This window comes from Streptomyces sp. XY431 (assembly GCF_001279805.1).
In the GTDB taxonomy this organism is placed as follows: domain Bacteria; phylum Actinomycetota; class Actinomycetes; order Streptomycetales; family Streptomycetaceae; genus Kitasatospora; species Kitasatospora purpeofusca.
Map to the genome: position 1 here is coordinate 20881 of NZ_LGDO01000173.1, position 13450 is coordinate 34330.

Sequence of the window (13450 nt, forward strand, 5' to 3'; positions counted from 1 at the left end):
GTCAGATTCCTGGGTGCCGGGACGGGTGGAGGGCGCTACGTGACGGAGACGCTGCGGGCCGGGACGGGTGGGGCGGATGCCGGGGCGGCGGACGCGACACACACCGGGCAGGTGCTGGCGGGGCTGGCACGTGATCCGGGGCGGGTCGCGCTGCGGCACGGGGCGCGGTCCCTGACGGCCGCCGAGTGCCTCGCCGGGGTGCACCGGCTCGCCCGGGCCCTGCGCTCCACCGGGCTGGGGCGCGGCGACGGTGTCACCCTGCTGGCCGGGAACCGGCCGGAGGCGCTCCTGGTGCGGCTCGCCGCCAATCTGATCGGCTGCCGGGTGGCGATGCTCCCCGCCGACCGGCCGGTCGCGGAGCTGATCGCGCTGGCCGGGTCGGCGGGGACCGACGCCTTCGTGTTCGACCCGGAGGGGTGCGGCGCGGCGGCCGCCGGGATCGCGGCCGCGCTGCCCGCGGCCCGGCTGCTGACCCTCGGCCCCGGCCCGCTCGGCACGGACCTGACGGCACTGGCGGAACCGCTGTCGCCCGCACCGGTGGCGCCCCGGTTCCGGCCGCAGGACGTGATGGCGATCCGGTTCACCGGCGGCTCGACCGGGCGGCCGAAGGGGGTGCTGCGCCGCTTCGCCCGGCCGCCGCGCCCGGAGCTGGTCGCCGGGTCGGTGTTCCTGCTCTGCACGGCGCTCTGCCACGGCGGCGGGGCGACGGCCGACCTGGCCCTGGCGGCGGGCGGCACGGTGGTGCTGCAGGACGGCTTCGCGGCGGAGGAGGTCCTGGCGGCGATCGAACGGTACCGGGTGACCCGGGTCTACCTTCCGCCGCACCTGCTGTACCGGGTGCTCGACCACCCCGCGCTGGCCCGGACCGACACCGGCAGCCTGCGCCGCGTCACCTACACCGGTTGCCCGGCGGCACCGGAGCGGCTGGCCGAAGCCACCCGCCGGCTGGGCCGGGTGCTGCACCAGACCTACAGCCTCACCGAGTGCGGCCCGGTGACCCGGCTCACCCCGGACGAGCACCTCGACCCCCGGCTGCTGACCACGGCCGGGCGGCCGCTCCCCGACACCGAAGTGCGGATCCTGGACGAGCACGGCCGTCCGCTGCCGACCGGCGGCGTCGGGCGGATCTGGGTGCGCACGCCGACCGCGATGCAGGGCTACTGGCGCGACCCCGGGTCGACCGCGAGGGTACTCCGGGACGGCTGGCTGGACACCGGCGATCTGGGCGCGCTGGACGGCGCGGGGTATCTGACGGTGGCCGGGCGGCACGATCCGGTGGCGATCGTCGACGCGCACAACGTCTTCCCCCGGGAGGTCGAGGGGCCGCTGCTGACGCACCCGGCGGTGCGCGAGGCGGTCATGTTCACCACCACCGACCGGGACCGGCTCCAGCACGCGCACGCCGCCGTGACGGTGGCCCCCGGCAGCGGGGTGACGGTGGCGGAGCTGCGCCGGTGGGTGCGGGAACGGGGCGGGCCGCTGTGCGAACCGGCGACGATCCTGGTACTGCCGGACATCCCGCTGTCCGGGACCGGCAAGCCGGACCTGGGCGCGCTCCGGGCCCTGGTGCAGGACCAGGCCGGCCCCACGGCACCCGGTGCGGCCACTCCACCCGGTGCGGCCACTCCACCCGCTGCGGCCACTGCGGCCGCTTCACCGGAGACGGCGGCAACAGGGGCGCACGGCCCGGCGTAGCGCGCCGATCGCGCTTCGACCGCCCGCGTGCACGACCGTGCGCGCGGGCGGCCGGCAGGTGGAACCGCCCGTGGACGCTCGACCTCGTCGGCCGGTCTGCCGATATCCCCGGCGGCACCCTCTCGCGCCGTCCCCTGGAGGCATCTCCCGTGACCTGGCTCCGCGTCCTCACCGCCCTCGGCATCCTCGCCGCGGCGGCGAGCGCCCTGCTCGTCTTCGCCCTCTGCACGGCCGCCGGCCGGGGCGACCGCATCGACCGGGGCGCGCCCGGCAGCGATCTGCGCTCGGAGGCCGAACGCTCCGGGCTGATCCGCCGCATGGGCGGCGGCAGCTGACGATCGGGCGACCCGACCCGCTCCGCTCCGACCACGGGGTCACCGTAGGCATCACCGTCGACGCAAGGACACGATGTGTCCTATGGTGAACACAGTGTCCTGTCGGCCTGGCCGGCACGCGACACCAGGCCGCCGCGCGCCGCTGCGGCACGCCCCCGAACGAAGGAGCACCCCGGCCATGGCCGAGACCCTGACCACCGCCAAGGCGGACCTGGTCGACCTCGCGCACCGCAGGATGCGCACCGCGATCCCCGACAACGACTGGACCACCCGCCAGAAACTGGCCCTCACCTGCCGGATCCTCTTCGAGGCCGGCCACGACTCCGGCCTGGCCGGCCAGATCACCGCCCGCGCCGAACGGCCGGGCACCTACTACACCCAGCGGCTCGGCCTCGGCTTCGACGAGATCACCGAGGACAACCTCCTCCTGGTCGACGAGGACCTCGAGGTCCTGGAGGGCGAGGGCATGGCCAACCCCGCCAACCGCTTCCACAGTTGGGTCTACCGGGCCCGCCCCGACGTCACCTGCATCATCCACACCCACCCGCTGCACCTCTCCGCCCTGTCGATGCTGGAGACGCCCCTGGTCGTCTCGCACATGGACCTCACCCCCCTGTACGAGGACTGCGCCTTCCTGGAGACCTGGCCCGGCATCCCGGTCGGCAACGAGGAGGGCGAGATCATCACCGCCGCGCTCGGCGACAAGCGGGCCCTGCTGCTCGCCCACCACGGCATGCTGGTCGCCACGGGCGGCGTGGAGGAATCCTGCACCCTCGCCGTGCTCTTCGAACGGGCCGCCCGGCTCCAGCTGCTGGCCTCTGCGGCCGGCCGGATCCAGGAGATACCCGCGCCGCTCGCCAGGGAGGCCCACGACTGGACCTCCACCGCCAAGCGCAGTCAGGCCAACTTCGCCTACTACGCCCGGCGCGCCCTGCGGGCCGGCCACGGCGACGCGATCAGCGGCGGCACGGTCAAGAGCAGCACGACGAACGGCGCCATCGTCCGCACGACTCCCGAGGGCGGTGCCTGAGATGGCCGGACTCGCACTGGAGGGGATCATCGCCTACCCGGTCACCCCGTTCGCCCCGGGCGGGGAGGGCGGTGCGGACGGCCGCGATGAGGGCGGTGTGGACGGCCACGGCGAGGGCGGCGTGGACACCGACGCCCTCACCGCCCTGGTGGACCGGCTGATCGACGCCGGCTGCCACGCGATCGCCCCGCTCGGCTCCACCGGCGAGAGCGCCTACCTGGACGACCAGGAGTGGCACACCGCCGCCGAGGCGGCGCTCGCCGCGGTCGCCGGCCGGGTGCCCGCCGTGGTCGGTGTCGCCGACCTGACCACCCGGGGCGCGGTCCGGCGCGCCCGGTTCGCCGAACGGGCGGGCGCGGACGCCGTCATGGTGCTGCCGCAGGCGTACTGGAAGCTCGACGAGCGCGAAGTGGTGGGCCACTTCACGGCCGTGGCGGACGCGGTCACCGTCCCGGTGATGCTCTACAACAACCCGGCCACCAGCGGGGTCGACCTCTCCCCCGAGCTGATGGTCTCGCTGGTCCGGCGGGTGGAGAACATCACCATGGTGAAGGAGAGCAGCGGCGATGTGCGGCGGATGCACCGGCTCGCCCAACTCACGGACGGCGCCCTGCCGTTCTACAACGGCAGCAACCCGCTCGCGCTGGCGGCCTTCTCGGCCGGCGCGGCGGGCTGGTGCACCGCCGCGCCCTGCCTGATCCCCGGCCCGGTCCTGGAGCTCCACCGCGCCGTCCGGGCCGGTGAGTGGGACCTCGCCCTGGACGTCTTCCAACGCCAGCTCCCGGTGCTGGAGTTCATCCTGGGCGGCGGCCTGCCCACCACGGTGAAGGCCGGTCTGGCCCTGCTCGGTCTGGACGTCGGCGGCCCGCGCCGACCGCTGCTGCCCCTGGACCCGGCCGGGACCGCCCGTCTCGCGGAGCTGCTCGCCGCCGCGGGCTGAGCCGCCGGGAGCACACCGGCCCCGGTGGCACCGCGGCGGCGCCGGGGCCGGTGGGTCAGGGCAGGGTCGGGACGTGGTCGGCCGGACCGGACGGCTCGTCGTGGATGACCACGAGGACCGCGGCGGGCCGCCCGCCGGTGGAGCGGCAGCGGTGCGGCAGGGCGGAGTTGAAGTACACGCTGTCGCCCGGCCCCAGAGCGACGGTGCGCTCCGGGAACTCCAGCTCGGCGGTACCCTCGTGGACGAAGAGGTACTCCTCCCCGGCGTGGGACTTGAACGGCGGGTCGGCGGGATCCGTCGGCGGGTGCATCATGAACGGCACCATCCGCTTGTCGGTCAGTCCGGTCGCGATGCCCTCGTAGCGCGTGTCCCCCGGGCCCGCCCCGGCACCCATCGGGGTCCGCTCGTCGGCCCGGACCACGGTGATCAGTTCGGGCTCCACCTCGTCCGAGAACAGTCGGCCGACATCGACGTTCAGCGCGTGCGCGAGCTTGAGCGCGGTGGAGATCGACGGGTCGCTGAGGCCGCGCTCCACCTTGGAGAGATAGCTCTTGGTCACCCCGACCCGCTCCGCCAGCGCCTCCAGGCTGAGCCGGTTCTGCTTCCTCAGCACCCGCACCCGGCTGCTCATGTGCCGCCCCTCACCACCTGCCGCCGCGGAATGGACCGGTCCAGTATCCCACCCGGGCCCGGCCGCCCCGGACGGGCCCGCGCCCCGGGTTCCGAAGGACACGCCATAGGCTCGGTCCTTCCGAGCAGAGGGACGGGTGAGCCGAGTGGGCAGATGGGAACGGGCGCTGGACGCGGCCGGGGTGCGGGAGCCCGGGCTGCGGGCCGACTACGGGCGGCAGCGGCAGCAGGTGACCCGCTACCGGCGCGAGGTCGCGGTGGCGGCCGGGCTGCTGCTGCCGGAGCGGACCGTCCCGCACGTGATCGCGGCGGCCGCGTTCATGCACCGGACCGACACGCTGCTCGACAGCGGCCCGCTCGCGGAACGGCGGGCGGCCGCCGACCGCTGGCAGCGGGAGGTGACCCGCAGCCTCGCCGAGGGCCGGACGGACGACCCCGAGCTGCGGCCGCTGCTGCACAGCGCGGCTGCCCACCCCGAGCTGCGCGACCGGGTCCTGGACCACCTCGCCGCGGCGGAGGCGGATCTCGACTTCACCGGGTTCGACACCGAGGAGGACTACCAGCGCTACGTGGACGGGTACTCGCTGCCGGGCTTCATGGTCGTCGCCGCGCTGCTCGGCCCGGCCGGCGACCAGCCGGCCTACCGCGCCGCGTGCCGGACCTTCATCGACGGCAGCCAGCGGCTCGACTTCGTCAACGACCTCGCCGAGGACCTCGCGGAGGGCCGGCTGACCGTCCCCCGGGACCGGCTGGAGCGGCACGGGGTCACCCGCGCCGATCTGGAACAGGCCCGCGACCGGCCGGCGGTCCGGGAGCTGCTCGGCGGTCTGCTGGACGAGGCGGACCGCACCCTGGCCGAGGCCCGGACCGTGATCGGGCTGGTTCCGGCCGTCCACCGGCCGATGGTCCGCTGCATCGTCGGGGTGGAGCAGCTCACCGGTGCGGCGGCACGCGCCGACCTCGGCGCGCTGCTGCACCGCTCCGCGAGCCCCGCCAAGCCCGCCGCGCTGCGCCTGCTCGCCCGCGAGTACCTCCGGTTCCGCCGGGCCGCCCGTCGGGACCGCCGCTGACGCTCCGGCCGGGGCGGAACCGTTCCGCCGCGGTCCCGTCGGCAGCGGGACCGTCGGCGGCTCTCAGGCCCCTCAGTGGCCCTCCAGGTCGTCCGGGCGGACGGCGATGTGGTCGGGGGCCAGCTCGACCGCGACCCGGTGCTCCATGCCCAGCGCCTCCAGGAACTTGGCCGGGAGCTGGACCCGGCCGGTGCGGTCCAGCATCACGTACTCGGTCTCGTTGACCGACTCCTCGCCGTGCTCGTCGGTGAGGGTGCGGCGGAGCACCTCGCTGCTGGTGCGGCCGTCGCGGATGGCGACCGTGCGGCGGACCTCCCCGGCCACCATCGGGTCGTGGGTGACGATCACCACGGTGGCACCGAGTTCGCGGTTGACGGTGCGGAAGGCCTCGAAGATGCTCGCCCCGGTCTCCGAGTCGAGCTCGCCGGTGGGCTCGTCGGCGAGCAGCACCGGCGGGTTGTTGGCCATGGCGACGGCGATGGCGACGCGCTGCTGCTGGCCGCCGGACATCTCGGTCGGGCGCCGGCGGGCGAGTTCGCCGATCTCCAGCGCCTCCATCAGCTCGGCGACCCGGGCCGCCTGCTGCCGGGAGCCGGCCCGCGACGACCGGCCGCCGCGCAGCTGCATCGGCAGGGCGATGTTCTCGGCGGCGGTGAGGAACGGCAGCAGGTTGCGGGCGGTCTGCTGCCAGATGAAGCCGACGACCTCGCGGCGGTAGCGCAGCCGTTCCCGGGGGGCCATCTCCAGCAGGTCGCAGCCGGCCACGGTGGCGGTGCCGGCGGTCGGCACGTCCAGCCCGGCCAGGATGGTCAGCAGGGTGGACTTGCCGCTGCCGGAGGCGCCGACCAGGGCGACCAGGTCACCCTGCCGGATGGTCAGTTCGAGCCCCTGGAGGGCCTGCACCTCGACGCCCTGGGCGCTGAAGATGCGGACCAGCCGGTCGCAGACGATGGCCGCGTCCGCGCTGTGCGCCGCCGGGCCGGCCGCGGCGACGCGGGCGCGCTCCTGGAGTTCCTGGAAGGTGGGGGCCGGGGCGGTCTTCTGGTCCTGGGCGCTGCCGTTCACCGCGGTGCTCCTCTCGTCGGCTCGGGGCCTCGTCGTCGTGGGTGTGGTCGGCGTTCCGGGGGTGGCCCGGCCGCGGCCGGACGCGGGTCCGGGCTCGGGCCCGGACACGGGGTCCAGGTCGGGTCCGGGATCGGGTCCGGACGCGGGTTGGGGCGGGAGGGTCATCGCTGGTCCCCCGCCCGCAGTTCGGTGGCGATCTGTCGACGGCCGGCGATCAGAGCCTCGGCGACGACGCCCGCGGAGACGAGGGCGGCGAGGCCGACCGTCGGCAGCAGCACCGGCGGGACGGCGACCGGCAGCCCGGGCGCGATGCTGGCACCGACCAGGATCGACAGGTCGAAGGCGGGCCCGAGCAGGGCGACCGCGGCCACCGCGACCAGGCCGCCGCCGACCGCCGCGACCAGGGTCTGCGGCAGCGTCTCGATCAGGATCAGGGTCAGGCCCTGCCGGGGCCGCAGGCCCATGGTGCGCAGCCGGGCCAGCAGCGCGGTGCGCTCGGGCGCGGCCCGGACCAGGGTGAGCAGGACGGCCAGCAGGGCGAGCGTGCCGGCCCCGAGGACGGCGGTCCAGAACAGCCGGGCCGCGGCGGACTGGAGCGGGTCGGCGGCGAGGGCGGCGCTCACGGCCGCGCTGGTGCGCACGCTGTAGCCGGGGGGCAGGCCGTCGTTCCCTTCGCCGGCCGCGGTGGGGAAGGCGGTGGCCCGCTCGGCGCCGGTGGCGATCTGCTCGCGCACCAGGCTCCGCAGCCGGTCCTGGTCGACCGGGCCGGTGGCCAACCAGAGGTTGGAGCGGCCGAGTTCGGGCGCCAGGGCGACGGCCGGGCCGGCCGGCAGGACGACGAACAGCCGGTCGTCGCCCTGGAGCGCCGGGGTGCCGTCGACGGTTCCGGCGGTGCTGGTGAGCAGTTCCCCGCCGTTGGGCAGCCGGAGGCGGTGGGTGGCTCCCGGGCCGAGTTTGCGGGCGAGCGCGGTGGAGACCAGGGCAGGCACCGGGACGTCCGCCGCGCCGGTGCCGCCGGAGAGCGCGGCCGCGTCGAAGGCGCCCCGCCCGAGCGAGCGGGAGATCTCCGCGTACGCGACCGGGTCGGCGACCACCGCGAAGACCCGGGTGGAGCCGTTGCCGTCGAGGACGAACACCTCGGTGTCGGCCCAGATCCGGGCGGAGGCGCGGACCCCGGGCAGCTTGGCGGCCGCGTCGGCGAAGCCCTCCGACACCGGGACGCCGATCGGGACCACCACCGAGGCGTCGCCGCCGACGGTGAGCCGGGCGGCGTGGGTGCGCTCGGTGTCGACGGCCCCGAGCACGGTGGAGCCGAAGCCCGCGGTGGTGACGGCGAGCAGCAGGGCGATCAGGGGCAGGACGGAGGGCCGTGCCCCTTCGGTGCTGCCCCGGGCGGCGCGGGCCAGGCCGAGGAAGCCGATGGCGCCGGGCCGCCGGGTGGCCACCCGGGCGAACGCGCCGAGCAGCAGCGGCTGGACGCGGGCGAGCAGCAGTCCGCCGGTGAGGGCGAGCAGCAGCGGTGCGGCGACCAGCAGCGGGTCCACGCCCGTCCCGGTGGGGGCGACGCCGCGCCGCCGGACCTCGACCACGGCGGCGACCGTCAGGGCCAGGACGGTGAGTTCGCCGGCCAGGCGCCGCCGGTTGCTGCCGGCCCGGGGCCGGGACCAGAGCCGGGCGGCGCGCACCGGCAGGGCGAGCAGGGAGAACAGGGCGACGGCCGTGCCGGCGAGAACGGCGCCGCCCCAGCGCGGGCTGGGCAGCAGCCACAGCGCGAGCACTCCGGCGAGGAGGGCGGGCAGCAGGACGGTGACGACGCCTTCGCCGAGCAGTCGCCCGACGACACCGGTCCGGGAGCCGCCGCGGGCCTGGAGCAGGCGCAGTTCGGCGGCCCGCCGGTCGCCGGCGAGGGCGGCGGCCAGGCCGAGCACGACCAGGCCGACGCCGGCCAGACCGGCCGGGCCGATGGCGGCGAGCGGCGCGGTGGCCTGCTGCCGGGCGGTGGCCTTGTCCAGCAGGTCCGGCAGCGGCGAGGTGATCTGCAGGCCGGGGCGGGAGGTGGCGCTCGCCAGCTGGTTGGCGGTGTTCCCGGTGAGGTAGGCGGCGAGTTCCCGGTCGGTGCGGTCGAGCCGGTCGGCGCGCAGCCGGTCGACGTCGACCGGGATCCGCCAGAAGTCCTGGGCGCCGGTCTGCCAGCTCTGGACCGCGTCGAGAGCGCTGCCGTCGACGAGTCCGGTGAGGCGCCAGTAGGCGTAGGGCTGCTTGCCGCGGGTGAAGTCGAGGCAGGCCTGGAGGGGGCAGGACAGTTCGGCCCAGTACGGGTCGTTGCGGTCGTTGGCGTTCAGGATGCCGACCACCTCGGCCTTCCGCGGTTCCTCCCCCTGGAGGGTCTCGCCGGTGGTCAGCACGTCGCCGAGGTGGATCCGGACGGTGGTGGCGGTGTCGCGGACGAGCGCGATCGGGACCGGGGCGCCGCCGCCCTTGGGGGCGTCGGGCCAGCGGCCCTCGACGAGGGTGGTGTGCTCGCGCAGGCCCTGGACGTAGAGCAGGCCCATTTCCGGGTCGACGACTTCGGGCCGGGCCAGGCCGGGGTTGGTCAGGGAACGCGACTTGCCGCTGCGGGCGCCGTACACGACTCCGCCCGGGGCGACGGCGAGGGTGGGGCCGACGTGGGCGGCGAGCAGGGCGGCGTCGTCGTCGAGGGTCTTGGCGCCGCCGACCAGTGCGCTGGAGGCGTACATGCTGGTCGCGACGGCGCCCCGGTCGCGGAGGAAGTCCCGCAGGCCCTGGTCGGCGGCCCGGTCGAGGACCCGTGGGAAGGCGGTGGCCAGGAAGACCGTGCCGAGCGCGAGGACGGCGGTGAGCAGGGCGGCGAGCGGGGTCGCGCGCAGTCGGGTGCGCACCCACGGGGCCGGGTGGTGGCCCGCCCCGGGGCCGGTGCCCGTGGGTCGGGGGGCGGTGGTGGCGGCCGGACCGGTCACATCTCCTCCAGGTGCCGCAGGCGCTGCGCCACGTCGCGGCGGCGGCGGCCGCCGAGCAGGGCCGAGAGCAGGGGGACGGCGGAGATCGCGACGGCCAGCAGCGCGGCGGTGCCGAGCGGCAGGGCCACCAGGGCCTCCGGGACGGGGCGGCGGGCCGCCGGGGTGAGGACGACGAGGGGCACGATCAGATGGACGATCAGGGCGCCCAGGGCGAGTCCGACGACGCTGCCGAGGCCCACCAGGACGGCCTGTTCGGCGGCGGCGGTGCGGACCAGGCGGCGCCTGGGGGCGCCGAGGGCCAGCAGCAGCGCGGAGTCGCGGGAGCGCTGGCCGGCGGCGGCGGCCCCGGCGGCGCCGAAGCCGATCGCGGCGAGCACCGTGGTGACGACGGCGATGGCGGCGAGGGCGTTCTGCGGGGCCGCGCTGAGCGGGTCGCCGAGGAGGTCGGCGGCGACCTCGTCGCGCAGCTGGAGTCCGGGGGTGCCGGGGGCGGCGCGCAGTGCGGCGGCGGCCTGGGCGGGGGTGCGGTCGTCCGGGCCGGTGGCGGGCAGCCACCATTCGGCGGGGACGGGCGTCTCCCGGCCGCCGGCGGCGAGCATCCGGCCGACCGTGCCGAGGTCGACCAGCACCGCGGTGTCGCCGACGACGGGCAGCGAGGAGACCTCGCCGGTGATCCGCACCGGCACCGTGGTGAGGCCGAACGGCACCCGGACGGTCGCGCCGACGGCGGAGCCGGTGGCGGCGAGGTAGCCGCGGGTGGCGACGCCGGCGATCGCGGCCGGGGGCTTGGCCTCGGCCGGGGTGATGACGACGCGCCGGTTGTTGAGGGCGTCGGAGCCGGCCCCGTAGCGCACGCTCAGCAGTCGCCGGTCGTCGGAGGGGCCGGGGACGACGTCCACGCCGACCGGGCGTTCGGCGGAGTCGCCGCTGGTGGTCCAGCCGAGGCCGGCGGGGACGGTGGCCGGTACCCCGGGGTCGGTGGCGCGGTCGGCGGCGGCGAGCCGGCGGATCGTCAGTTCGCCGGTGTCCTTGGGGCCGAGGGCGAGGGTCAGGCCGATCACGGAGAGCGGCGCGGACACCGAGCTGAGGCCGCCGTCGGTGAGCGCGGCGAGGTCGACGGTGGCGCGGGCGTCGCCGCCGGCGGGGACGCCGGTGACCGGGGCGACGAAGGAGAGGTTGTGGCCGTCCCGGAGCAGCAGCCAGGCCTCCGGGGCCCTGGGTGCCGGTACCGGTCCGAAGCTGTCGTCGGCGGCTGCGGCGGGGCGCGGGCCGGGGGTGAAGGTGAGGTCGACGTCGATCCGCTGCGGCTTCCCGGGCAGCGGGACCCCGGTCGGGGCGGCGCCGGCGGTGCCGTCGGCGAGCGGGGTGAACAGGCTCTTCGGGTCCTGTCCGTCGAGCAGGTCGGAGCGGATCGGGACGTGCTCGGCGAAGGCGGCGGCGTCCAGGGCCAGGACCTGGCCGTGGGAGCCGTCGGGAAGCGACTGCTCCTGTCGGCCGACCGGGAGGATCCGGTCGCCGCCGGGCAGGGCGGCGAACCGGCTGCCCTGGCCGATCGCGGCGGTGTGGGCGCCGTGGATCCGCAGGCCGCCGGCGGTGGCGAAGGAGGCCTGGTCCTGCTGGGAGGCGTTCCAGGTGTCGTGCTGACCGAGCGCCAGGACGCCGGTGGAGACGCCGAGCACCAGGAGCAGGACCGGTCCGCTGGCCTGGGCGGGGCGGCGGGCGAGCTGCCAGCCGACCAGGGCGGGGCCGAGGCCGCGGCCGCGGGCGGCCAGTCGGGCGCCGAGTCGGGCGACGACCGGCAGCAGCCGCAGCACGAGCAGGGTGCCGGCGCCGAGAGCGAGCGTGGGGGTGGCGACCAGGACCGGGTCCAGGCCGAGACGGCCGTCGGCGTCCGGGGACAACCCGCCGCTGTACTGGGAGAGTTGCTGGTAGGCGAGGACGGCCAGGGCGAGCAGGGCGAGGTCGGCGCCGGAGCGGGCGGCGCCGGCGGCCAGGGCCTGGCGGCGGCCGGCCCGGCGCAGTACGGCGGTGCCGGCGCCGCGCAGCAGGGCGGGGACGGCGGCGAGCAGGACGCAGCCGAGGGCGCAGGCGACCGAGACCGGCCACAGCGTCCAGTGCAGCGAGGTGTCCAGCGGCATGTGGCGCAGCGGGCCGAAGCCGCCGAGGACGCGCAGCAGCGGCGGGGTGAGCAGCGGGGCCAGCAGGGCGGCGGGCAGGGCGAGCAGCAGTGCCTCGACGGCGGTGTAGCCGCCGAGCCTGGCCCCGGAGGCGCCGCGGGCGGCGAGCAGGGCGTTCTCGGACTGCTGGCGGCTGGCGATGAGGTGGACGACGAGCAGCAGGGCGGCCGAGGCCAGCACGATCAGCTGGAGCGCGCCGATCAGCAGGGTGGACCGGGCGACCATCGCGCCGGAGTCCAGTTCCCGCAGCAGGGCGGGGAGTTCGGTGCGGGCGATGAGCCCGGCGTTCCGGTTGAGGGCGTCGCCGGCCGGGGTGACCCGGTCCCGGACGGCGTCCACTGCGGCGGTGCCGACGCCGGTGAAGTCGGCGTCGATCAGCCAGCTGCGGCCGTTCTGGGGGATACCGGTGGCGCCGAAGGCGGTCTCGTCGACGAGCAGCGGGCCGTAGGTGGTGAAGCCGCCGGAGAGGATCTCGCGGCCCTGCACCGGGTCGAGCCGCCAGTAGAGGTCGGCGGGGTCGTTGGCGCGGTAGGCGCCGGTGACCCGGACCACGAGCGGGGGGCCGCCGTAGCGGTCGGTGAGCCGGACCTCGGCGGGCAGTGCCTCGGTGGTGAGGCCGAGGCGGGTGAGTACGGACCTCGGCACGGCCACCTGGACCGGGCCCGGGGTGCCGGGGGTCGCGGCTGCGGCCGCGGGCCAGTCTCCGGCGAGGAGTTGGACGTAGCTGCGGTCGAGGGCGGCGAGCAGGGTGAGGTCGTCGGCCCTGGTGGCACCGGGCTGTGCACCGGCGGCCGTCGGGGCGGCGGAAGGGGCAGCGGAGGTCGCCCCGGCAGTCGTCGGGACAGCGCCCGCCGGGGCGGCCGGGGTGCCCGCCTGCTTGCCCGTCGGGGCAGCCTGCGCATCGCCCGCCGGTCCGGCGGGCAGTCCGTAGGAGCGGCTGCGGGACAGGCCGCGGGTCTCGGCCGGCAGGTCGCCGAAGAGCACCCGGGCGTAGTCGGCGACCGCCGCGTCGTCCTTGGCCCTCCGGTCCAGCCCGTGCTCGGAGTTGACCACCACGGTGGTCCGCGGGTGGCCCGCGCCCTGCAGTGCCTGTCGCTGTCCGATCTCGCCGACGGTGCGCTGGAAGGCGACCAGCGCCGTGAGCACCGCCGTCGTGATCAGTACGGTGAGCAGGGCGGCTGTGGCCAGGGGCAGTCGCCCGCGCAGACGGCGCATGACAAAGCCGAGCATCCCGATCCTCCCCCGGTCGTCAATGGTGTCCGCGCCGCATCCGGTCCGGGCAGGTGTCTCGCGCTGCGCGGACGGGCCCCGGGGCGCTTTCGTCATGGTGATCACCGGCGCTTGATCACCGGATAGCGGACGATGCTTTCAGATCCGGTCAAGGAAAGGAAGGGACTTGCGCGAAGGATGTAAGTAGTGAGCAAATGCTGCGCATCGCGGCTGCACGGCGGCCGACAGCACGTCATGTCCGCGATCCCTGCAAAGCCATGAACACCTCAAAGAACGCCGCGAAGAACACCCCGGCCGGCC

General features: G+C 76.2%; 9 protein-coding genes. 5 read left to right on the top strand and 4 right to left on the bottom strand.

The genetic code is table 11. The annotated features are described in order from the left end of the window. Positions 1-39: 39 nt before the first annotated feature. From ADK60_RS19035 to ADK60_RS19050, 4 genes are all read left to right on the top strand, one after another. The gene (locus ADK60_RS19035) at positions 40-1695 is read left to right on the top strand and encodes an AMP-binding protein (protein ID WP_079008502.1); all 1656 of its coding nucleotides are present in this window, start codon (positions 40-42) and stop codon (positions 1693-1695) included. Between the two features lie 149 nt (positions 1696-1844). Next, positions 1845-2030 carry a hypothetical protein gene (locus ADK60_RS19040; protein WP_045939202.1) on the top strand — a complete coding sequence of 62 codons (186 nt, stop codon included), beginning with the start codon at positions 1845-1847 and terminating at the stop codon, positions 2028-2030. A 178-nt stretch (positions 2031-2208) separates the two neighbouring features. Beyond that, positions 2209-3060, top strand: coding sequence for an aldolase (locus ADK60_RS19045; RefSeq protein WP_053647485.1), 852 nt, complete (start codon positions 2209-2211; stop codon positions 3058-3060). Between the two features lies 1 nt (position 3061). Next, on the top strand, positions 3062-4000 hold the full coding sequence (locus tag ADK60_RS19050) for a dihydrodipicolinate synthase family protein (RefSeq protein ID WP_053647487.1): 939 nt from the start codon (positions 3062-3064) through the stop codon (positions 3998-4000). A gap of 55 nt (positions 4001-4055) precedes the next feature. Here ADK60_RS19050 and ADK60_RS19055 read toward each other — a convergent pair whose 3' ends face one another. Continuing rightward, complete coding sequence (locus tag ADK60_RS19055; RefSeq protein WP_053647489.1) at positions 4056-4631, bottom strand: helix-turn-helix domain-containing protein; 576 nt, start codon at positions 4629-4631, stop codon at positions 4056-4058. A gap of 145 nt (positions 4632-4776) precedes the next feature. Between ADK60_RS19055 and ADK60_RS19060 the strand changes: the two genes are divergently transcribed. Continuing rightward, positions 4777-5700, top strand: coding sequence for a phytoene/squalene synthase family protein (locus tag ADK60_RS19060; protein WP_053647491.1), 924 nt, complete (start codon positions 4777-4779; stop codon positions 5698-5700). 72 nt (positions 5701-5772) lie between these two features. Here ADK60_RS19060 and ADK60_RS19065 read toward each other — a convergent pair whose 3' ends face one another. The 3 genes from ADK60_RS19065 to ADK60_RS47700 all read right to left on the bottom strand — a co-directional run bounded on the left by ADK60_RS19065 (position 5773) and on the right by ADK60_RS47700 (position 13150). After that, on the bottom strand, positions 5773-6765 hold the full coding sequence (locus ADK60_RS19065; protein ID WP_053647494.1) for an ABC transporter ATP-binding protein: 993 nt from the start codon (positions 6763-6765) through the stop codon (positions 5773-5775). A 161-nt stretch (positions 6766-6926) separates the two neighbouring features. After that, entirely contained in the window at positions 6927-9743 is a 2817-nt protein-coding gene (locus ADK60_RS19070; protein WP_053647496.1) for an FtsX-like permease family protein, read from the bottom strand. After that, positions 9740-13150 (bottom strand): FtsX-like permease family protein, encoded by a 3411-nt coding sequence (locus tag ADK60_RS47700; protein ID WP_053647498.1) that lies wholly within the window; start codon positions 13148-13150, stop codon positions 9740-9742. The genes ADK60_RS19070 and ADK60_RS47700 overlap by 4 nt, the downstream gene beginning before the upstream one ends. Positions 13151-13450: the final 300 nt, after the last annotated feature.

Coding starts and splice junctions, on each gene's coding strand:
- ADK60_RS19045 (WP_053647485.1), top strand. CDS start 2,209: ATGGCCGAGACCCTGACCACCGCCAAGGCGGACCTGGTCGACCTCGCG.
- ADK60_RS19050 (WP_053647487.1), top strand. CDS start 3,062: ATGGCCGGACTCGCACTGGAGGGGATCATCGCCTACCCGGTCACCCCG.
- ADK60_RS19055 (WP_053647489.1), bottom strand. CDS start 4,631: ATGAGCAGCCGGGTGCGGGTGCTGAGGAAGCAGAACCGGCTCAGCCTG.
- ADK60_RS47700 (WP_053647498.1), bottom strand. CDS start 13,150: ATGCTCGGCTTTGTCATGCGCCGTCTGCGCGGGCGACTGCCCCTGGCC.